This window comes from Pseudomonas sp. B20(2017), from assembly GCF_002113125.1.
In the GTDB taxonomy this organism is placed as follows: domain Bacteria; phylum Pseudomonadota; class Gammaproteobacteria; order Pseudomonadales; family Pseudomonadaceae; genus Aquipseudomonas.
This window is the reverse complement of record NZ_NEJP01000002.1, coordinates 119,735-140,759: the sequence shown is the minus strand read 5'-3', so window position 1 is coordinate 140,759 and position 21,025 is coordinate 119,735. Positions and strand designations below refer to the sequence as shown.

Annotated in this window: 19 protein-coding genes; 12 read left to right on the top strand and 7 right to left on the bottom strand. The window is 62.8% G+C overall.

The window, feature by feature from the left end; translation table 11 throughout:
• Positions 1 to 203 precede the first annotated feature (203 nt).
• The 6 genes from kdpF to CAF63_RS03670 all read left to right on the top strand — a co-directional run bounded on the left by kdpF (position 204) and on the right by CAF63_RS03670 (position 8,168).
• Positions 204 to 293 (top strand): K(+)-transporting ATPase subunit F, encoded by a 90-nt coding sequence (gene kdpF, locus CAF63_RS03695; RefSeq protein WP_007950940.1) that lies wholly within the window; start codon positions 204 to 206, stop codon positions 291 to 293.
• 8 nt (positions 294 to 301) lie between these two features.
• On the top strand, positions 302 to 1,996 hold the full coding sequence (gene kdpA / locus CAF63_RS03690; protein WP_085683452.1) for a potassium-transporting ATPase subunit KdpA: 1,695 nt from the start codon (positions 302 to 304) through the stop codon (positions 1,994 to 1,996).
• A 10-nt stretch (positions 1,997 to 2,006) separates the two neighbouring features.
• The gene (kdpB, locus tag CAF63_RS03685; protein WP_085683451.1) at positions 2,007 to 4,073 is read left to right on the top strand and encodes a potassium-transporting ATPase subunit KdpB; all 2,067 of its coding nucleotides are present in this window, start codon (positions 2,007 to 2,009) and stop codon (positions 4,071 to 4,073) included.
• Positions 4,074 to 4,130: 57 nt separating this feature from the next.
• Positions 4,131 to 4,676 (top strand): potassium-transporting ATPase subunit KdpC, encoded by a 546-nt coding sequence (kdpC, locus tag CAF63_RS03680; RefSeq protein WP_085683450.1) that lies wholly within the window; start codon positions 4,131 to 4,133, stop codon positions 4,674 to 4,676.
• 93 nt (positions 4,677 to 4,769) lie between these two features.
• The gene (locus CAF63_RS03675; RefSeq protein ID WP_085683449.1) at positions 4,770 to 7,421 is read left to right on the top strand and encodes a sensor histidine kinase KdpD; all 2,652 of its coding nucleotides are present in this window, start codon (positions 4,770 to 4,772) and stop codon (positions 7,419 to 7,421) included.
• Positions 7,422 to 7,469: 48 nt separating this feature from the next.
• Entirely contained in the window at positions 7,470 to 8,168 is a 699-nt protein-coding gene (locus CAF63_RS03670; RefSeq protein WP_085683448.1) for a response regulator, read from the top strand.
• Here the strand turns inward: CAF63_RS03670 and CAF63_RS03665 are convergent.
• Entirely contained in the window at positions 8,165 to 9,202 is a 1,038-nt protein-coding gene (locus CAF63_RS03665) for a patatin-like phospholipase family protein (protein WP_085683447.1), read from the bottom strand. The genes CAF63_RS03670 and CAF63_RS03665 overlap by 4 nt on opposite strands.
• A gap of 217 nt (positions 9,203 to 9,419) precedes the next feature.
• On the opposite strand from CAF63_RS03665, the gene CAF63_RS03660 reads away from it, so the two are divergent.
• The 3 genes from CAF63_RS03660 to CAF63_RS03650 all read left to right on the top strand — a co-directional run bounded on the left by CAF63_RS03660 (position 9,420) and on the right by CAF63_RS03650 (position 11,548).
• Positions 9,420 to 9,698 (top strand): hypothetical protein, encoded by a 279-nt coding sequence (locus tag CAF63_RS03660; RefSeq protein ID WP_007950948.1) that lies wholly within the window; start codon positions 9,420 to 9,422, stop codon positions 9,696 to 9,698.
• A 77-nt stretch (positions 9,699 to 9,775) separates the two neighbouring features.
• The gene (locus CAF63_RS03655) at positions 9,776 to 10,543 is read left to right on the top strand and encodes a CHAD domain-containing protein (protein WP_085683446.1); all 768 of its coding nucleotides are present in this window, start codon (positions 9,776 to 9,778) and stop codon (positions 10,541 to 10,543) included.
• A gap of 210 nt (positions 10,544 to 10,753) precedes the next feature.
• Positions 10,754 to 11,548, top strand: coding sequence for an acyl-CoA thioesterase II (locus CAF63_RS03650; RefSeq protein WP_085683445.1), 795 nt, complete (start codon positions 10,754 to 10,756; stop codon positions 11,546 to 11,548).
• Between the two features lies 1 nt (position 11,549).
• Here the strand turns inward: CAF63_RS03650 and CAF63_RS03645 are convergent, their stop codons facing one another.
• From CAF63_RS03645 to CAF63_RS03635, 3 genes are all read right to left on the bottom strand, one after another.
• Positions 11,550 to 11,915: an Mpo1-like protein gene (locus CAF63_RS03645; RefSeq protein WP_007950951.1), complete on the bottom strand. Its 366-nt coding sequence runs from the start codon at positions 11,913 to 11,915 to the stop codon at positions 11,550 to 11,552.
• Between the two features lie 227 nt (positions 11,916 to 12,142).
• A complete protein-coding gene (locus tag CAF63_RS03640) occupies positions 12,143 to 13,624 on the bottom strand; it encodes a methyl-accepting chemotaxis protein (protein ID WP_085683444.1) in 1,482 nt (493 codons plus the stop codon).
• A 108-nt stretch (positions 13,625 to 13,732) separates the two neighbouring features.
• Entirely contained in the window at positions 13,733 to 14,539 is an 807-nt protein-coding gene (locus CAF63_RS03635) for a TatD family hydrolase (protein ID WP_085683443.1), read from the bottom strand.
• A 236-nt stretch (positions 14,540 to 14,775) separates the two neighbouring features.
• Between CAF63_RS03635 and CAF63_RS03630 the strand changes: the two genes are divergently transcribed.
• The 3 genes from CAF63_RS03630 to CAF63_RS03620 all read left to right on the top strand — a co-directional run bounded on the left by CAF63_RS03630 (position 14,776) and on the right by CAF63_RS03620 (position 17,298).
• Positions 14,776 to 16,197: a transglycosylase SLT domain-containing protein gene (locus tag CAF63_RS03630; protein WP_085683442.1), complete on the top strand. Its 1,422-nt coding sequence runs from the start codon at positions 14,776 to 14,778 to the stop codon at positions 16,195 to 16,197.
• 107 nt (positions 16,198 to 16,304) lie between these two features.
• On the top strand, positions 16,305 to 16,739 hold the full coding sequence (locus tag CAF63_RS03625) for a DoxX family protein (RefSeq protein ID WP_007950955.1): 435 nt from the start codon (positions 16,305 to 16,307) through the stop codon (positions 16,737 to 16,739).
• A 250-nt stretch (positions 16,740 to 16,989) separates the two neighbouring features.
• Positions 16,990 to 17,298 (top strand): hypothetical protein, encoded by a 309-nt coding sequence (locus CAF63_RS03620; protein WP_085683441.1) that lies wholly within the window; start codon positions 16,990 to 16,992, stop codon positions 17,296 to 17,298.
• 3 nt (positions 17,299 to 17,301) lie between these two features.
• Here CAF63_RS03620 and greB read toward each other — a convergent pair whose 3' ends face one another.
• Genes greB through CAF63_RS03605 form a run of 3 tightly spaced genes read right to left on the bottom strand, consistent with a single transcriptional unit; the run spans position 17,302 to position 21,021 of the window.
• Positions 17,302 to 17,799: a transcription elongation factor GreB gene (gene greB / locus CAF63_RS03615; protein WP_085683440.1), complete on the bottom strand. Its 498-nt coding sequence runs from the start codon at positions 17,797 to 17,799 to the stop codon at positions 17,302 to 17,304.
• A 34-nt stretch (positions 17,800 to 17,833) separates the two neighbouring features.
• On the bottom strand, positions 17,834 to 20,338 hold the full coding sequence (locus CAF63_RS03610; protein ID WP_085683439.1) for an ABC transporter permease: 2,505 nt from the start codon (positions 20,336 to 20,338) through the stop codon (positions 17,834 to 17,836).
• Positions 20,338 to 21,021, bottom strand: a complete 684-nt coding sequence (locus CAF63_RS03605) for an ABC transporter ATP-binding protein (RefSeq protein ID WP_007955651.1) — start codon at positions 21,019 to 21,021, stop codon at positions 20,338 to 20,340. The genes CAF63_RS03610 and CAF63_RS03605 overlap by 1 nt, the downstream gene beginning before the upstream one ends.
• Positions 21,022 to 21,025 lie beyond the last annotated feature (4 nt).

Sequence of the window (21,025 nt, the reverse complement as noted above, 5' to 3'; positions counted from 1 at the left end):
AAACAACGCATACCCCTGTGGGAGCGGGCTTGCTCGCGAAGAGGCCCGGCCTGACGGCGCAAAAGAGTTGCTGTAACGCCCGCGTAAACCCACTCTTTACGCTTTCTTTATGCCCTGCACACACCCTCGCTCTCGTTCCTTTACAGCCTCCTTTCCGACAATGCCTCCAATCGCGGCAATACGCCGTAACACGGAGATCTTCCATGAGCGTTCTGGACGGGGTGTCACTGCTGCTGGCAGTGGGGCTGTTCATTTATCTGTTGGTTGCGCTGTTGCGCGCGGATCGGACTTAGGAGCGGCTATGCACAGTTATGACTATTGGCTGATCCTCGCATTCTTCGCGGTGGTCTTGCTGCCGGCGCCGTTCCTCGGGCGCTTCTACTACAAGGTGATGGAGGGTCAGCGCACCTGGCTGACGCCGATTCTCGGCCCGGTCGAACGCGGCTGTTACCGCATTGCCGGGGTCAATCCGCAGGACGAACAGAGCTGGCAGAAATACACGCTGGCGCTGCTGGCATTCAACCTCGCTGGTTTTCTGCTGCTGTTCGCGATCCTGCTGTTTCAGGATCACCTGCCGCTGAACCCGCAAAACCTGCCGGGCCAGGAGTGGACCCTCGCGTTCAACACCGCCGTCAGCTTCATGACCAACACCAACTGGCAGGCCTACAGCGGCGAAGCGTCGCTCAGCTACCTGAGCCAGATGGTCGGCCTCACCGTGCAGAACTTCGTCAGTGCCGCCACCGGCCTCGCTGTGCTGGTTGCGCTGTGCCGTGGCATTGGGCGCAAGTCCACCAAAACCCTCGGCAACTTCTGGGTCGACATGACCCGCGCCACTCTCTACGGCCTGCTGCCGCTGTGCCTGCTGCTGGCGCTGTACCTGGTGTGGCAGGGCGTGCCGCAGACCTTCGCGCAATACGTGAATGCTGTGACGATGCAGGGCGTTGACCAAGTCATCCCGCTCGGCCCGGCCGCCAGCCAGATTGCGATCAAGCAACTGGGCACCAACGGCGGTGGTTTCTTCGGCGTCAACTCGGCGCACCCGTTTGAGAACCCGACCGCGTGGAGCAACCTGTTCGAAGTCGCGTCGATCATCCTGATCCCGGTGGCGCTGGTATTCACCTTCGGGCACTACGTGAAGGATCTGCGTCAGAGCCGCGCCATCATCGGCTGCATGCTCGCGCTGTTCATCATCGGCGGCGCCACTTCGCTGTGGGCCGAGTACCAGCCAAACCCTGCCTTGAACAACGTCGCCGTCGAACAGACTGCACCGCTGGAAGGCAAGGAAGCGCGCTTCGGCACTACGGCCACCGTGCTCTGGTCGGTGACCACCACCGCGGCGTCGAACGGTTCGGTCAACGGCACGCATGACAGCCTCAACCCGCTCACCGGCATGGTCGCGCTGGTCAACATGATGGTCGGCGAAGTGATCTTCGGCGGCGTCGGCGCGGGCCTCTACGGCATGTTGCTGAACGTGCTGATCGCGGTATTCCTCGCCGGCCTGATGATCGGCCGCACCCCGGAATACCTCGGCAAGAAACTCCAGGCCCGTGAAGTGCAACTGCTTGTCGTCACCCTGCTGGTGATGCCGGTTGGCGTGCTGGTGCTGGGCGCGATTGCCGCGAGCCTGCCGGGTCCGGTGGCGGCGGTGAGCAATCCCGGCCCGCACGGTTTCAGTCAATTGCTCTACGCCTACACCTCGGCCAGTGCCAACAACGGTTCGGCGTTCGGCGGCTTCGGCGCCAACACTGCGTTCCACAATCTGATGCTCGGCCTGGGCATGTTGATCGGCCGCTTCGGCTACATCCTCCCGGTACTGGCTTTGGCCGGCAGCCTGGCGATGAAGAAAACCGCACCGATCGGCCAGAACAGCTTCCCGACCCACGGCCCGCTGTTCGTGACCCTGTTGACCGTGACCATTTTGCTGGTGGGCGGCCTGACCTTCTTGCCGACCCTGGCGCTCGGCCCGATTGCCGAACACCTGAGCATGGGCTTCTAAGGAATCCATCATGAATATGCATGTTCCAGCTTCAAAACCAGCGGCAGCTGCCAAGTCGGCAGAAGCTCCGAAAACCGCGATCAGCGCCCTGTGGCGTCCGGCGCTGGTGCAAGCCTTCGTCAAGCTCGACCCGCGCCAGTTGCAGCGCTCGCCGGTGATGCTGGTGGTGGAACTCACGGCGATCCTGACCACCGTGCTGTGTTTCATTCCCGACAGCAGCGTGCCGACTTTCGTTGCCGCACAAATCGCCCTGTGGCTGTGGTTCACCGTGCTGTTCGCCAACTTCGCCGAAGCGCTCGCCGAAGGTCGCGGCAAGGCCCGCGCCGACAGCCTCAAGGCTGGCAGCGAAGGCCTCAGCGCCCGACGCAAACTGGCCAACGGCAGCTTCCAGGTCGTGCCGGCCACCAGCCTGCGCAAGGGCGATGTGGTGCGCGTCGAAGCCGGGGAAATGATCCCCGGTGATGCCGAGGTCATCGAAGGCATCGCGGCCGTTAACGAAGCCGCAATTACCGGTGAATCCGCGCCGGTGATTCGTGAGTCCGGCGGCGACCGTTCCGCCGTCACCGGCAACACCCGGCTGGTGTCCGACTGGTTGCTGGTGAAGATCACCGCCAACCCCGGTGAATCGACCCTCGACCGCATGATTGCGCTGGTCGAAGGTGCCAAACGCCAGAAGACCCCGAACGAAGTGGCGCTGGACATCCTGCTGATCGGCCTGACCCTGATCTTTCTGCTGGTGGTCGTGACCCTGCAGCCGTTCGCCCACTTCGCCAACGGCAGCCTGCCGCTGGTGTTTCTGGTGGCGTTATTGGTCACGCTGATTCCGACCACCATTGGCGGTCTGCTGTCGGCGATCGGTATTGCCGGGATGGATCGTCTGGTGCGCCTGAACGTGATCGCCAAGTCCGGTCGCGCGGTGGAGGCGGCGGGTGACGTGCATGTTTTGCTGCTGGACAAGACCGGCACCATCACTTTCGGCAACCGTCGTTGCAGCGCGGTCTATGCGGCGCCGGGCGTGAATGCCCGTGAGCTGGCCGAAGGCGCGCTGTTTGCCTCGCTGGCCGACGAAACTGCCGAAGGCAAGTCCATCGTCGAGTACCTGCGCGGCACCAATCCACAGCCGGAACCTTCGCCGGAAACCCTGACCGCCGTACCGTTCAGTGCGGAAACCCGCTTGTCCGGTGTCGACTATCAGGGCCGTGTATTCCGCAAGGGCGCGGTGGATTCGCTGCTGGCCTTCCTCGGTCAACAACGCAAGGATCTGGCCCCGGCGCTGTCCCGGGAAATCGACAAGATCGCCCAGAGCGGCGGGACCCCGTTGCTGGTCTGCGCCGACGGCAAACTGCTCGGTGCGATCCACCTGAAAGACGTGGTCAAGCCGGGCATCCGCGAGCGTTTCGCCGAGCTGCGCAAGCTGGGGATCCGCACGGTGATGGTCACCGGCGACAACCCGCTGACTGCCGCCGCGATTGCCGCTGAAGCAGGCGTCGACGACGTACTGGCCGAAGCTACACCGGAGAAAAAACTGGCGCGCATCCGTCACGAGCAGAACGATGGTCGGCTGGTCGCGATGTGCGGCGACGGCGCCAACGATGCCCCGGCGCTGGCCCAGGCTGACGTCGGCATGGCGATGAACGACGGCACGCAAGCCGCGCGCGAAGCGGCCAACATGGTCGACCTCGACAGCGACCCGACCAAGCTGCTGGACGTGGTGCAGATCGGCAAGGAATTGCTGGTGACCCGTGGTGCGCTGACGACCTTTTCCATCGCCAACGACGTGGCCAAGTACTTTGCGATCCTGCCGGCGCTGTTTGCCGCGATCTACCCGCAACTGGGCGTGCTGAACATCATGCAGTTGAGCAGTCCGCAGAGCGCGATCCTGTCGGCCATCGTCTTCAATGCTCTGATCATCGTCGTGCTGATTCCGCTGGCCCTGCGCGGTGTGCGGGTGCAGGCGGCGAGTGCGGCGGCGTTGCTGCGTCGCAATCTGCTGATCTATGGCCTGGGCGGGATTCTGGTGCCGTTTGTGGGGATCAAGGCGATCGACATGCTGTTGACGGCGTTGCATCTGGTTTGAATCTGAACAGCGGTGTGCCGGGCACACCGCTTCAAGCACGAATTCGAGGATTTCGAAATGTCCACAATGATCCGTCCGGCCCTGAGCCTGCTGGTGCTGATGACCCTGGTCACCGGCGTTGCCTATCCACTGGTGGTGACCGGGGTTGCCCAGGTCGCCTTCCCCGAGCAGGCCAACGGCAGCCTGGTGCGCGATGCCGAAGGCAAGGTGCGCGGCTCGTCGCTGATCGCTCAGGATTTTGTCGGCGATGCCTGGTTTCATCCACGTCCTTCGGCCGGTGCCTTTGCCACCGTGTCGAGCAGCGCGAGCAACCTGTCGCCGAGCAACCCGGCGCTGGCCACTCGGGTGATCGATGACGCCAACAAGCTGCAGGTGCCCGGTCAGGGCCCGGTGCCGCTGGCGCTGTTGACCACCTCCGGCAGCGGTCTCGATCCGCACTTGCCACCGGCGGCGATTGCCTATCAACTGGCGCGTGTTGCGGCAGCGCGTAATTTGCCGGTAGCGACTTTGCAGCAACTGCTCGACGCGCACATCGAACAGCCGTTGGTGGGCCCGCCAGTGGTGAATGTGCTGGCGCTGAACACGGCGCTGGAAAAGTTGTAATGGATGGGACGCAGAGCGTCCCGGGCTGCATTCCCACGCAGACGGTTCGACGCCTCGACGTGGGAACGATCACAGGAAGAGAGAGCTTCAAGCATGAGTGACTCCGGCCGCGCCGACGCGCTGTTAGCAGACTTGCCCCGTGACGGACGCGGCCGGCTCAAGGTTTTCCTCGGCGCTGCGCCGGGCGTGGGCAAGACCTACGCGATGTTGCAGGCCGCCCACAGCCAGTTGCGCCAAGGCGTGAAAGTCATCGCCGGGGTGGTCGAAACCCACGGCCGCGCTGAAACCGAAGCGCTGCTTGGCGGCCTGCCGCAACTGCCGCTGGTGCGCTCGGAATACCGCGGCGTGACGCTTGAAGAAATGGACCTCGACGGCCTGCTCGCCGCCAATCCGAAGCTTGTGCTGGTCGACGAACTCGCTCACAGCAACGCCCCCGGCAGTCGCCACGCCAAACGCTGGCAGGACATTCAGGAACTGCTCGCCGCCGGTATCGATGTCTACACCACAGTCAACGTCCAGCATCTGGAAAGTCTCAACGATCAGGTGCGCGGCATCACCGGCGTGCAGGTGCGCGAAACCCTGCCGGACTGGGTGCTGCAAGAAGCCTACGAACTGCTGCTGATCGACCTGCCGCCCCGGGAGTTGCTCGAGCGTCTGCGCGAAGGCAAGGTCTACGTGCCGGAGCAGGCCCGCGCGGCGATCGATGCATTTTTCACCCAGACCAACCTCACTGCGCTGCGTGAACTGGCGATGCAAACCGCTGCCGCGCAGGTGGATAACGATCTCGCTCAGGGCTATCGCCAGCTCGGTCAAGCCGCGCCGGCGGTGCGCGGGCGCTTGCTGGTCGGGGTCGATGGCGATGCTCAGGCCGAACGGCTGGTGCGTCACGCCAGTCGGGTCGCCCAGCGGCGACATCTGCCATGGAGTCTGGTGCACGTCGATAACGGCAGCGTGCGCGACGAGCAATCGCGCCTGCGCCTGCAAAGCGCCCAGCAACTGGCCGAACGCCTCGGCGGCGAAGTGGTGCTGTTGCGGGCCGGCGAAGTGGCGAAAACCCTGATCCAGCATGCGGCTGAACGAAGGGCGAGTCTGGTGCTGGTCGGCCAGTCCCGGCCGCGTCTGCGCAGGCGCCTGTTCGGCGGTGGGTTGGCGGCGCGTTTGCTGCGTCAGGCTCATGGCTTGGAAATCAACGTGCTGGACAGTGACCAGGAACAGCATCAACCGCGCCCGCGGGTAGCGCCGACGCTGGTGTGGTTCGACTATGCGCTGGCGCTGGTCGCCACGCTGTTGGCCAGTGCGCTGGCGTGGGCGGTGTCCAGCGTGCTGCCGTTGCCGAACATTTCGCTGGTGTTCCTTGCGGCGGTGCTCCTGGTGGCGGTGCGCAGCAGTCTCGGCCCGGCGCTGGCCTGTGCGGCGCTGTCGTTTCTGACCTACGACTTTCTGTTCATCCCGCCGAATTTCTCCTTCAGCATCCAGCGCGAAGAGGACGTGCTGACGTTGCTGTTCTTCCTGCTGATGGCGGCGCTCACCGGCAATCTCGCGGCGCGTCAGCGGCGGCAATTGCAGGCGCTGCGCGATACCCAGGAAGAGACCACCGAACTGCTCGACCTGTCGCGCAAACTCACCGCCGCCACCGACCGCCAGGCCGTGGTCAGCGCCGCCGCGCAACACCTCAATGGCTGGAGCGATCTGCAACTGTGCCTGCTCAATCGCGACGGGCAGGGCGGCTGGAAAGTTGAAACCGGCGGACCGTTGCAGTTCACCGAATCCGAACGCGCCGCCGCCGACTGGGCCTGGCAACACGATCAACCGGCGGGCATGGGCACCGGCACGTTGCCATTCGGTCGATGGTGGTGGTGGCCGCTGTCGGTGGAGGACGGACCGCTGGCGCTGCTCGGGGTGTGCGCCAAAGAGGGCCGGACCTTGAGCGGCCAGCGTCGTCGTTTGCTGACCGCGTTGAGCCAGCCGCTGGCCCAGGCTCTGGCCCGGGCGCAATTGGCCGATGATCTGGAAGCCGCGCGCCTGCACGGTGAAACCGAACAACTGCGCAGCGCCTTGCTAGCCTCGGTGTCCCACGATCTGCGCACGCCGCTGACCTCGATGCGCGGCAGCATCGACAGCCTGCTGGCCCTCGGCGAAGCGATCCCGCTGGAGGATCGCCGCGAGCTGCTCGAAGGCACTCGCGATGAAGCTGAACGTCTCGACCGTTACATCCAGAACCTGCTGGACATGACCCGTCTCGGCCACGGCGCCCTGAAGCTGGCGCGGGACTGGGTGTCGCCGGCGGACATCGTCGGCAGTGCGCTCAATCGTCTGCGGGCGGTGTTGTCGTCGTTGCAAGTGAGCACCGATGTACCGGCCGAGTTGCCGCTGTTGTACGTGCATGCCGCGTTGATTGAGCAGGCGCTGGTCAACGTGCTGGAAAACGCCGCCCGATTCTCGCCGTCCCACGGCCGTCTGCAATTGCGCGCCGGGGCGGATGACAGCGAAGTGTTTTTCTCGGTCAGTGATGAAGGGCCGGGGATTCCGGTCGATGAGCGAGCGAAAATTTTCGATATGTTCTACACCGCCGCCCGAGGTGATCGTGGCGGGCAGGGCACGGGGCTCGGGTTGGCGATCTGTCAGGGTATGGTCGGCGCCCATGGCGGGCGGATCAGTGTCGGCGACGGCATCGACGGACGCGGCACCTGCATCACCCTGCACCTGCCGTTGCAGACGCAACCGGGGATGGACGGTGAAGCCTGATCCGTGCTGCGCTACTCTCTTGCAACTCTTTTGTGTTGATGTGAATTCATGAGCCAGACCGCGACCATTTTGGTCATCGATGACGAACCGCAGATCCGCAAGTTCCTGCGCATCAGCCTCGCGTCCCAAGGCTACAAAGTGCTGGAGGCCGGCACTGGCGCCGAGGGCCTGGCCCAGGCGGCGCTGAACAAACCCGATCTGCTGGTGCTCGACCTAGGCCTGCCGGACATGGACGGCCAGCAAGTGCTGCGCGAGTTTCGCGAATGGGCCACGGCACCGGTGCTGGTGCTGTCGGTGCGCGCCAGCGAAGGGCAGAAAGTCCAGGCACTGGATGGCGGCGCCAATGACTACGTGACCAAGCCGTTCGGCATTCAGGAATTTCTCGCCCGGGTGCGCGCGTTGCTGCGTCAGGCACCGGCCGGCGAAGCGCAGCAGGCTGCATTGAATTTCGGCCCGCTGACCGTGGACCTGGCCTATCGCCGGGTGCTGCTCGACGGCGTCGAAGTCGCCCTGACCCGCAAGGAATACGCCGTGCTGGCGCAACTGGCGCGGCATCCAGGGCGGGTGATTACCCAGCAACAATTGCTCAAGGATATCTGGGGGCCGACTCACACCGAAGACAGTCACTATCTGCGGATCGTGGTCGGGCATCTGCGGCAAAAACTGGCGGACGATCCGACCCGGCCCCGGTTCATCGTGACCGAGGCCGGCGTCGGTTATCGCTTGTTGAGCGAGAGCAGCTTTTAGTTCTGCTCGCTCTCATAGCGGTCGAGGGTATCCCGGGCGATCTCGCGACCCAGCGCGATCAGTTCCGGCGCCTTGTAGAACTCGAAGAACCTGCACACCCGCTTCGGCACGTTGATCAGGATGTCCGGCGGATAGCCAGCGATCTTGTACTGCGCCAGCGAGGTCTGCATCACCTCGAAACTCTGGTTGATCAGGTCGAGCAATGACGCGGGCCCGACGTTATCGATGATGAACGAACCGGTGGCGGATTTCGGTGCGCCGTCACGTTCGGGGGCGGCGGCCGGTTGCTGAGTTTCCGGTTCGGCGCCTTCGACCCACGGATTGATGTCCGCCGCTTCGGCACGCAGCGCCTCCTGTTCCAGCATCAGCAGTTGCTCGGCCTGTTTGCGGCGGAACGGCATCTTCGAGCCCAGCGAATTGATCAGGCTGTCGAAGCGCGTGCGAAACGCGGCGGGGCGCTGGATCACCGGCAGTTTGTAATGGCGCTGGTTGGTCGAGTTGAGATTGACTGCGATGATCAGGTCGCAGTGGCTCGACACCACCGGCACGATCGGCAACGGGTTGAGAATGCCGCCATCCACCAGCATCCGGTTGCCCTGCATCACCGGGGTGAACAGGCTGGGAATCGCCGCCGAGGCGCGCATCGCCTGATGCAAGCAGCCTTCCTGGAACCAGATTTCCTGCTGGTTGGTGAGGTCGGCGGCGACCGCCGTGTAGGGCATGCGCAGGTCTTCAATATTGATCTCGCCGACGATTTTGCGGATCTGACCGAAGACTTTTTCGCCACGAATCGCGCCGAGGCGGAAGCTGACGTCCACCAGGCGCAGCACGTCGAGGTAATCCAGGCTTTCGATCCAGTTGCGGTACTCGTCGAGCTTGCCGGCGGCGTAGATTCCGCCGACCACGGCCCCCATTGAACAGCCGGCAATACAACTGATGTCATAGCCCCGTCGTTCGATCTCTTCAATGACCCCGATATGGGCATAGCCCCGGGCGCCACCGGAGCCCAGCACCAGTGCGACACGTTTTTTCATCCGACTTCCTCCCGGCAAGGTTTCACAATGCACCCATTGAGGGCCGGGCTTCAATCGCCGGGGTCGCTCGGGGCGGCCATGGCGTCGTTTTTTCGATACTTCATGACCCGTCGGCGCTATCTTTTGCAGTGCGGTGCAATTGCGGGGTACAAGGCACTTTTTCGCTGCCTTACCGTCTTACCTGCACGACTGTTGACCTATCTTTGAGGTGTGAGTGATGAAAGCCTGGATCTGTGTGCCGTTGATGGCGCTGGCATTGGCCGGTTGCGCCGGCAAGACCGCTTATCGCGACAGCTGCGGCAGCCAGCTCGACGCGGCGTGGCATGAACTGGACCTGGCGAAGGCCGAAGGGTTTGCCGGCACCGTCAGCTATTCCAAGGCGCTGTCGCTGTTGACGGCGGCCAAGACTCAGCAGCAATTCGAGGGTTTCGAAGGCTGCACCAAGAAGGCCGAAAAGGCGCGTTTCTACATTCGCGAATCCCGCGCCGGACGCTAAGCTGCTGACGTGGCGCAAGGGCAGGTGTCTTGCGCCAGTGCACACTCGTGCAAAGCCATTGAATTCAGGAGCAAGCGATGTCTGCGTTGGTTGATCGGCTGGCGGCCCATGTCCTGAGCCTGGAAATGCGGCTGTTGGCCTGTCAGGCGCGTTTGACCGCACTGACTGATCCTGAGGCGCTGCATGATTTGCGAACTACCGTGCGCCGTTTGCGCAGCCTGCTGCGACCGTTGCGCGGTTTGCCCGGTGTCGAGCAACTGGAAGATGCGGCGGCTGCGGTGGGGCAACTGACCACGCCATGGCGCGACCGCGAGGTGCTGGCGGCGTATCTCCTCGAACATGGTCAGCCTGAAGCCGCGCAGCGGCGCATGGCGCAGATGGCCGAGGCTTACCCGACGCTGGCGGCCAGCGCCGAAGTGGCATCGCTGTTGATGATCCTCGATGCATTTCCGCGTTTTCTGCGCGCGTCCCAGCGCCAGGGATTGCTCAAGCGTCTGGACAAACGCATCGAAAAACGCCTGGGCAAACAATGGAAGAATCTCGACGTGGCGTTGCACGACCCAGCCCACGACCGCCATCGCCTGCGCCTGCTGATCAAGCGCGTGCGATACGGCATTGAGGCTTACCCGGAACTCGATCGTCTGCCCGAAGCCGCATTACCTCGTTTGAAATCCGCACAAGGCGCCCTTGGTGACTGGCACGATTGCTGGCAATGGCTGGCGCGCGCCGAGCAGGAGCCGGATCTGCAACCTTGCGTCGCCTCCTGGCAGGCGACCATGGCCAAGGCCGAAATCAAGGCCGACCGGGTGCTGGAAAAACTCAGCGCGACCTGCTTCAAGTCCTGAATTTTCCACAAGACCGCATGTGGGAGCGAGCCTGCTCGCGATTAGGGCTGAACAGTCACCAATGAAGTGACTGATACACCGCTATCGCGAGCAGGCTCGCTCCCACACTAAACGGCCTATCTGTCAGTCTCTTTGACCGGAATGGACGCTGCGCCGCTCTGCCGCGCTGGTTAAGATCCGGTCATTCCCTTTTTCGTGTCCGAGGTTTCCATGCGCTTTTGCGATCTGATCGATGCTGTCCGTCGTCAACCGGAGGTCACGATTCCGGCGGAGTGGGGCCAGGGCCGGGCGAGTTTTGGCGGGTTGGTTGCTGCACTGCAATTTGAAGTGATGCGCACCAGGGTGCCGACCGATCGGCCGGTGCGTTCGCTGGCGATCACCTTTGTCGGCCCGGTCGAGCCCGAAGTGCCGGTGAGCTTTGAAGTCGAACTGCTGCGCGAAGGCAAAGCGGTCAGCCAGGTGCTGGGGCGCGCCGTGCAGAACGGTCAGGTGGTGACGATGGTGCAAGGCAGCTTCGGGGCTTCGCGGCCGTCGGAAGTGGCGGTTGAAGCGTATCCGGCACCCGAGATGAAACACTGGGACGACTGCCAGGAACTGCCGTACATCAAAGGCGTAACCCCCGAGTTCATGCGCCATCTGGCGATGCGCTGGAGTGTCGGCGGCATGCCGTTCACCGGCATTCAGTCGCGGCTGATGGGCGGCTGGGTGCGTTTGCGTGGGGATGTGAAGGAAGAGCCAGTCAACGAGGCGCATCTGCTGGCGCTGGTCGATGCCTGGCCGCCTGCGCTGTTGCCCTATCTGAAGAAACCGGCACCAGGCAGCACGCTGACCTGGACCATCGAATTCGTTCAGCCGTTACTGGATTTGAGCACGCTGGACTGGTGCCAATACTTGGCAGACATCGAGTATGCGGCTGACGGTTACGGCCATGTCGCCGCCAAGCTGTGGAGCGCGAAGGGGGAACTGATTGCCATGAGTCGGCAGACGGTGACGATCTTCGCCTGATTCAATGGCGGCGATGGCGTTCACGCCAGGCGCGAAACCAACCGCCACTGAGGAAGAACCGCGGAAACGTCAGGAACTGCTCGACCAGCAGACGCGAAACGGCGTCCTTGCGATCACTGAACGGTTCGGAGGCTTGCGCCTCCAGGCTGTGACCGTGACGCTGCAGACCCAGCGCCGCAATGATGCCGATCACGCCGATCGCCACGCTGGCCAGACTCAGGCTGAACACGCCCGAGACGATCAACAGAAACGCGACAATGAACAGCGGCACGGCAATCAGGTGCAGCACCAGGTTGGTCGGGTGCTGATGGTTGTTCGGGTACGCGCGCCATTGCCACGCAGGAAGGTTGGGGTGACGTTTGCCCATGTTGCTGCTCCTCGATCCATGTTCAGTACATGGTTGAAGAATAGGCCCGGGCAGCCAGGGCGGCGAATCAAGGTTGGCTATTGAACTGATAGGCGTCATCGCTGGATTCGATGTTGTCCGGACTGACGCCTTCGCGAGCAAGCTCGCTCCCACAGACTTTTTGGTTGAATCCCGATTTTGTGAGCGCCGTTAGGCCCTGTGGGAGCGAGCTTGCTCGCGAAGGGGGGTCAGAGTTTCAGCTGACCGATTGCCTTGTTCAATTCCCCGGCCAGCGTCGCCAACTCGTTACTGGTGGTCGCCGAATCCACGGTCTGTTGCACGGTGTTTTCGGTGACATCGCGAATGCTCACCACCGCGCGGTTCATCTCTTCGGCCACCTGACTTTGCTGTTCCGCCGCCACCGCAATCTGCGTGTTGCTTTCGCGCATCTGCGCCACCGCCCCGGTGATTTCCGCCAATGCTTCGCCGGCCTCTTGCGCCTGTTGCACGCAGTCGTCGGCCTTGTACGAACTCTCCTGCATGAAGTCCACCGCGTCACGGGTGCCGGCCTGCAACGCCGACACCATCGTGGTGATTTCATCGGTGGAGGTCTGCACGCGTTTGGCGAGGTTACGCACCTCGTCTGCGACCACCGCAAACCCGCGGCCCATTTCCCCGGCACGGGCTGCTTCGATGGCGGCGTTAAGTGCCAGCAAATTGGTTTGCTCGGCGATGCTGTGGATCACGCTGACTACGCCGTTGATCTTCTGGCTGTCCTCGGCCAGACGCTGGATCATCTCGGCGGTCTGCTGCACGCCGCTGGACAGCCCGGCAATCGAAGTCTGTACCCGGCTCACCACTTGCTGGCCGCTGCCAGCCAGGCCGTCGGCGGTCTGCGACAGGTCGCGAGTGGCGCCGGCGTGCTGGGCGATGTGGTAGACGGTCGCGGTCATTTCGTTGATCGCCGTGGCGGCCTGATCGGTTTCACTTTGCTGGCCGAGCATGCCGTGACGCACTTCGTTCATGCTCGAAGCCAGTCGCGCGGCACCGACGTCGAGTTGCCGGGCGGTGTTGGCCACGGTGGTCACCACTCGCTGATAACCGGCCTGCATCGCGTTGAACGCATTGGCCATCTGCCCGACTTCATCCTTGCAGGCCAGCGGCACCCGAGCGGCGAGGTCGCCGGTTTTCTCCACGTGCAGCATTACGTCCTTGAGGGTGTTGAGCTGGCTGAGCAGAAAGCGGATCAGCAACTGTGAAGCGCCAAGCATCGCCAGCATCAGGATGAACACCGCCACCGCATAGTTGGCGAAGCGTTCGCTGAACACCTGGCTGAGGCTGGGGGTGTAGGCGATCACGGCGACCTGCTGACCATCGGCACGGCTGAAGACCTCGGCACCGAGCAGCGGATTTTCGCCAAATAACGGTAAATGACTGATCTCGATCCAGCCGTTGCTGTCGGTGATCTCCAGCAGCGGCTGATCGTTGAGGCGCGGCGCTTCACCGCGTTTGAAGGTCAGTACCTGATCGGATTTGGGCAAGGCTTGCCCGGCCGGCCACGCCTTGAGCAATTGCGCCTGGGCCTGGGCCGAGGTTTGCGCGGCGTGGCTGCGGGCCTGTTGTTCGAGCTGTACGGCGTACAGCACTAACAACAAAGTGGTGACAAAGGCGACCGCGTTCACCGCCCAGAATTTGTATTTCAGCGAGATATTGCTAAGCCAGGCACCCATGGAGGTCTTCTCTGATAGCGGAAACAGTTTTGGCAAGGTGCCATTATTGTGCCGCTACGCAGGTGTCCGGATCTTGATGTGCATCAACAAGTGATGCATTGGCCTCGGCTAGGGCAGGGTAGGTAAACCGTAGAACGCCCGGGCGCAGGCGGTGGTGTGGGCCGCCAGATCTTCCTCGGTTTCGCCTCGATGCAATGCGACTTCGCGCAGCACTTCAGTGAGATACGCCGGCTCGTTGCGCCCGTTCTTCGGCTTTGGCCGCAATGTGCGTGGCAACAGATAGGGCGCATCGCTTTCCAGCATCAGGCGACCGCGCTTGATCTCCTTCACAAGCGGATGCAAATGCGTGCCGCGACGCTCGTCGCAGATCCAGCCGGTGATGCCGATGTGCAGATCCAGATCGAGATAGCTGAACAGTGCTTTCTGCTCGCCGGTGAAGCAATGCACCACGGCGGCAGGCAACCGGTCGCGGAAGTCACGGAGGATTTCCAGCAGGCGCTGGCTAGCGTCACGTTCATGCAGGAACACCGGCAATTGCAGTTCGGCAGCCAGCGCCAGATGTCCTTCGAGGACTTTTTCCTGCTGCGGGCGCGGCGAGAAATCGCGGTTGAAATCCAGCCCGCATTCGCCCACCGCCACCACGTTCGATTCCTGCAGCAAGCTGCGCAGACGCTTTGCGCTGTCGGCATTCCAGTCGCTGGCCGAATGCGGGTGAATGCCGGCGGTGGCGAACAGTCGTTGGCCGTCCGGATCCAGTTGCTGGCACAGCTCCAACGCCTGTTCGCTGCCCTCGACGCTGGTGCCGGTCAGCACCAGTTGGCAGACCCCGGCAGCATAGGCGCGGTCGAGCACGGCCTGGTGTTTGTCGGCGAAACTGGGGTTGGTCAGGTTGACGCCGATATCGATGAGTTGCATGGTGCTACCTCGGGCCGAAGGCCGGAAAGCATATCAGAGCTGTAGATTTATAAGAAAAGCCAAGAACTACAACGGCTTATGGCTGTCTGTTGAGGCCGCGAGGCAACGCGGGTTGGCAGAATTGCCATCACTGTGCCAGTCTCTCGCACTTTATCAGCGCTCCAGGCGCTCTGTTTTCGTCGGTGTTTTGCGACCGCTCAGCGGTGAAAACGCCCCGTATTCTTTCCGGAGAGTGGATGGTTCGTCCCTCGGTTTTGTTCCTGCTGTGTGGTTCGTTGCTGCTGCCGATGACGGCGGTCGCGCGCCTGCCCGGGCCGTTGCAAGCCGTGCCGGCCGCCAAGGTCCGCGACCTGACCGAAATTCGCAGCAGTCGCGTGTTGCGGGTGCTGGTCAACCAGAGCCGCAACAGTTCCGGCGAAGTCCAGGGCCAGGCCATCGGCATCGAATACCACCGCCTGCGCGCTTTCGAGCAATACCTCAATGGTCACGCCCGCGACGGCCAGGAAATCACCCTCAAGATCATCCCCAAAGCCAAGGATCAACTGCTCGGCGCGCTGCAGCGCGGCGAGGGCGATCTTGTTGCGCCCGGCGAACTGCTCGAGTTGCAACCGGGCTACGCGGTCGCCAGCAGCGAGCCGATTGCCAGCAACGTGCCGCTGGTGTTGGTCGGCATCAAGGGCGAGAAGCGCTACACCAAGGTCGAACAACTGGCCGGCAAAACCCTGGCATTGCCCACCGGCAGTGCGGCAGGGGAGGCGGTGAGTCAGCTCAACCAGAAGCTGGCGCTACACAAACTGGCGCCGATCAAGATCGAATGGGTCGATCCGACGCTGGCGGTCGAAGATGTGCTGGAAATGGTCCAAGGCGGTATCTTTCACCTGACCATCGTCGAGCAACCGATTGCCGAGCGTTGGGGCAAGATCCTGCCCAAGCTGCGTTTTGATCGTCAGGTGATAATCAGCGAGCCGGGCGAGGAATACTGGTTCGTGCGGCGTGACGCATCAATGTTGCGGGCGAGCATCGACCGTTTCCTGACCGGCTATAAGAAGCCGGCGAACGAAGATGCGGCCTTCCTGCGGATCTACCGCCGTCTCTATCAAGTGCACTATCCGTTGGCCAAGGCCGATCGCCAGCGCCTGGAAAAACTGCGCCCGACCCTGCAGAAGCACGCCGAAGCGCAAAACATGGACTGGCTCAACCTGGCAGCGCTGGCCTTCAAGGAGTCGGCGCTACAGCCCAACGCGCGAAGCGGCAGCGGCCCGACCGGGCTGATGCAGATCACGCCGTCCGCCGCGCAGCGGGTCGGTGTGAACAATATCCAGAATCTCGATGCGAATGTGCAGGCCGGGGCCAAGTACCTGGCGATGATCCGTCGCAAGTTCTTCAACAGCCCCAAGCTCAACGAGCGCGAGCGGATGGCGTTCACTCTGGCTGCCTACAACATCGGCCCGGAGCGGGTGCAAGGCATGCGTGCAGAAGCGCGGCGTCGCGGCCTGAATCCCAACCAATGGTTCTTCCAGGTCGAGCGCATCGCCATGGAGCAGGTGGGAATGGGAGCCGTCAGCTATGTTAATAGCGTGAACAAGTATTACTTGGCGTTCGACCGGGAGCGGGAGTCGTTGGAGCCCGCAGGGCAAAAAGTGGTCTCACGCAAATGATCTAATAAGTTGATTGTTATGGCGGATTTTTTGCGCTTTTAACATGAAATTAACTGATTAATATAGCGGCCAACCAACAAGCACTTCTGACCACAAGGAAACGCAACATGAGCTCTCTGATCAACAAGGTCCTATTCACCCGCGCCGGCTACGGTCTGACCATTCTGCGCATTGCCGTCGGTGTGATCTTCGCCGCCCACGGTTCGCAGAAACTCTTCGGCCTCTTCGGTGGCTACGGTCTGGCAGGCACCGCGCAGTACATGGAAAGCATCGGCCTGACCCCCGGTTACTTGATGGCTACCCTGGCCGGCGGCACCGAGTTCTTCGCAGGCCTGGCATTGATCATCGGCTTGCTGGTTCGTCCGGCGGCACTGGGGCTGACCTTCCTGTCGCTGGTGGCCATTTTCACTGTGCACATCAGCAACGGTCTGTTCATGGCCAACAATGGTTACGAGTTCGCCCTGGCTCTGCTCGGTGGCAGCCTCGCGGTACTGATCGAAGGCGCCGGCAAGCTCTCGGTGGACCGCGCCATCGCCGGTTGAACGCTCTGGCTCAAGCAAAAGGCCCGCATTCTGCGGGCCTTTTTTGTTGCGGCTGATTCTTGACACTGGCCGGTCACGTTCTCTAGGATGCCGCTCATGCGCCGATTTAAACAGCTACTTGCGGGGCGCCAGGTGACTATTCTTCAGTTGCCGTCAGAAGCCGGAACAGGGCTTCGAAATACCGCTAAAGCGCTGGTTCGGTGTTGCCTCTCACCTGCCATGCAGACTTTTGAGGCAGAGACACGACACGATGAATGCACTACGCCCTCCAGCACGTCCCGCGCCGATCACGGCACACATCACCCAGCGCAATCCGAAAATCCTGCTTGGCGGCAAACATCAGCCGACGCTGTTGCGTTATCTCGATGGCTGGCCACGTCGCAGCGGTGGTCCTGCCGCATTCCTGATTCAGTTCGTTGAAGACGGTGAGTCGCTGACGCGTTTTGCCAATGACAGTTTCGATCTGGCCGTCATTCAGGCCCCGAGCCTTGAAGAGGCGCCGGAAATGATTCGTCAACTGACCCGCGTCGCACGCCAGGGCCTGATCACCCGGCGCTGAGCGTCAGGGATATTCGATCGCCACGATGTAGACGAACTGTTCGCCGGTCGGCGTCTGGACCCGCACTTCAGCATCCAGCGCCTTGCCGACCAGGGCGCGGGCCAGCGGTGAGTCGATGCTGATCAGGCCGAGTTTCAGGTCCAGTTCGTCCGGGCCGACGATGCGATAGCGCGACTGTTTGCCGTCCTCGTCTTCGATGGTCACCCACGCGCCGAAGTAGACCTTGTTCGGATCACTCGGTTTTTCGCTGACCACTTTCAACGCTTCAAGGCGTTTGGTGAGAAAGCGCACGCGACTGTCGATCTCGCGCAGCATCTTCTTGCCGTAGGTGTACTCGGCATTTTCCGAACGATCACCCTGAGCCGCCGCCTCGCTGACCGATTGCGTCACCTGCGGACGGCGCACATGCCACAGCTCATGGAATTCGGCGCGCATCCGCGCTTCACCCTCGGGGGTGATCAGCGCGGTGCCGGCGGTGCGGGGAGGGCGATAACGGCTCATGGCAACTTCTTTTGATGGAGATCGCTGGAGTCTATCAACCCTCGCGCAACACTGTCAGCGGGCTGGCGTTGAGCGCACGCCGCGTGCCGAACACTCCGGCGCCACCAATCAGCGCCGCGCCGATCAACGGCAACAGCATCAACCACGGATGGGGATGCCACGGCAGGTCGAAGGCGAAGCGATACAGCACCAGACTCACCACTTCCGAACCGATCGCCGCGAGCAATCCGCTGACCGCGCCGAGCAAGCCGAACTCGATCCGTCGCGCCTTGATCAGCAACTGCCGCTCGGCACCCAGCGCACGCAACAACGCGCCCTGGCGAATGCGTTCATCCAACGTTGCCTGCAACCCGGAAAACAGCACCGCCATCCCCGCCGCCAATACAAACAACAACACATACTCCACCGCCAGGGTGACCTGGGCGAGGATGCTGCGCAGCTGTTCGAGCAAGGCTTCGACCTGCAGGATGGTCACCGCCGGGAACGCTCGCGACAGCTCGACAATCTGCTGATCGTGACCGGGTGCCAGATAGAAGCTGGTCAGGTAAGTCGCTGGCAGATCCTTCAGGGTGCCTGGCTGGAAGATCATGAAGAAGTTCGGCTGGAAGTTGTCCCAGTTGATCTCCCGCAGGCTGGTGACCTTCGCTTCGCGATTGACCCCGCCCACGCTGAACACCATGTGATCGCCCAGTTTGAGCTTGAGGCTTTCGGCCACCTTGCCTTCCACCGATACGCCCGGAACGTCATCCGAAGGTTGGCCGGTCCACCACGAACCGGCGGTGATCTTGTTGCCCGCCGGCAGATCCGCCGCCCAGGTCAGGCTCAGGTCGCGCTGGATCGCGCGGTCGCCGGCCGAATCCTTGCTGACAATCTGCTGCACCGCTTCGCCATTGATGCTGATCAGCCGCCCCGGCACCACCGGGTACAACGGCGCGGCCTGGGCCGAGACATTGATCAGGTGATCGGTGAAGGCCTGTTTGTCCGCCGGCAGGATGTTCAGGGCGAAATAGTTAGGTGCGTTTTTCGGCAACTGGTTTTGCCAGGTGTCGAGCAGTTCGCCGCGCAGTAGGGCGATCAACGCCATGGACAGCAGGATCAGCCCGAAGGCCAATGACTGGCCGGCGGCCGCCAAAGGATGGCGCAACAACTGACCCAACCCGAGACGCCACGGCAGGGACGCGCGTGCGAGCAGGCGACGCAGGCTTTGCAACAGCAACAGCAGCAAGCCACCGAGCACCAGCGCAGCGACCACTCCGCCGCCGAGCAGGGCGAACGTCAGCAGCAGGTCGAGGCTCAGGCGCCACATGATCAACCCGAGCGCGCCGAGTGCCGCGCCGTAGACCATCCAGGTGCTCGATGGAATCGGCAGCATGTCCCGGCGCAATACCCGCAATGGCGGCACGCGTCCCAGTGCGGCGAGCGGTGGCAGGGCGAAACCGGCCAGTGCCACCAGTCCGGTGCCGATTCCGGCCAGCGCCGGCAGCAAGCCGCCCGGCGGAACGTCGGTCGGCAGCAGATCATGCAGCAGCGCGAACAATCCCAATTGCGCGAGCCAGCCGAGCAGGGCGCCGCTGAGGCTGGCGAGCAGGCCAAGCACGGTCAGTTGCAGACTGAACAGCACCAGGGTTTCCCGGCGCGACAGACCCAGGCAGCGGAGCAGGGCGCTGGCATCGAAACGCCGGCTGGCGAAACGGTTGGCCGACAGCGCCACCGCGACACCGGCCAGAAGAACGGCGACCAGACTGGCCATGTTCAGATAGCGTTCGGCCTTGCCCAGTGCACCGCCGATCTGCCGGTTGCCGTCGCGGGCATCCTGAATCCGCTGGTTGGCGGCAAGGCCCGGTTTGATCAGTTGGCGATAGGTTTCCAGCGCCTGCGGCTCACCGCGCCACAGTTCGCGGTAGCTCACCCGGCTGCCAGGTTGCACCACGCCGGTCGCGGCGAGGTCGTCGAGGTTGATCAGCACCCGTGGCGTCAGGCTGTAGAAGTTACCGGCGCGATCCGGTTCGTAAGTCAGTACTCGCGTCAGTTTCAATGTCTTCATGCCGACATCGATGCTGTCGCCGATTTTCAGGTCCAGCGCTGTCAGCAGGCGCGCCTCGACCCAGGCTTCACCGGGCTGTGGCTCGCCTCCGGCTTCCTCTGTCGCGTAAGGGGCGGAGGCGCTTTTCAGTTCGCCGCGCAGCGGATAGGCGCGGTCGACGGCCTTGATGCTCGACAGTTGAATACCGTTGTCCGTGGCGATGACGCTGGAAAATTCGACAATCTGCGCATGATCGAGGCGCAGCTCTGTGCCGCTCCTGATCTGTTCCTCTCGTGCAGGGGAACTGCCTTCCAGAACCAGATCCGCGCCGAGAAACTCAGTGGCGCGCAGCATCATCGCGCCGTTGAGGCGGGCGCCGAAATAGCCGATCGCGGTACTCGCCGCCACCGCCACTACCAGGGCGAAAAACAGCACCCGCAGTTCACCGGCGCGGGCATCGCGCATCAGTTGGCGCAGGGCGAGACTGAACAGACGCAACAGCGGCAGACGTGCCATCAAGGCTCCAGAGGGGCGACCAACAGGCCGGCTTCAAGACGGATCAGGCGCCGGCAACGATGGGCCAGGCGTTCGTCGTGGGTCACCAGCACCAGGGTGGTGCCGCGTTCCTTGTTCAATTCGAACAGCAAGTCGCTGATGCGCTCGCCGGTGTGGCTGTCGAGATTGCCGGTGGGTTCGTCGGCGAACAGCACGTCCGGCTCGGCGGCGAAGGCCCGGGCAATCGCGACGCGCTGTTGTTCGCCACCGGAGAGCTGGCGCGGCGAGTGAGTCAGGCGCTGGCCGAGGCCGACCCGTTGCAGCAGTTCGGTGGCGCGGCTTCGAGCGTCTTTGCGGCCGTCGAGCTCCAGCGGCAGCATGACGTTTTCCAGCGCGTTGAGGCTGTCGAGCAATTGGAACGATTGAAAGACGAAGCCCACGTGTTCGGCCCGAATGCGTGCGCGCTGGTCTTCATCGAGATTGCTCAGGCCTTGCCCGGCGAGGGTTACTTCGCCGCTGCTTGGCAGATCAAGGCCGGCGAGCAGGCCGAGCAGGGTGGACTTGCCGGAACCGGAGGCGCCGACGATGGCCAGGCTGTCGCCCTTGTTCAGTTCCAGGCTGAGTTCGTGCAGGATGGTCAGTTCACCTTCCGCGCTGGGAACCACTTTGCTAAGGTTCTTCGCGGTGAGAATGCTTGCGCCCATGGAG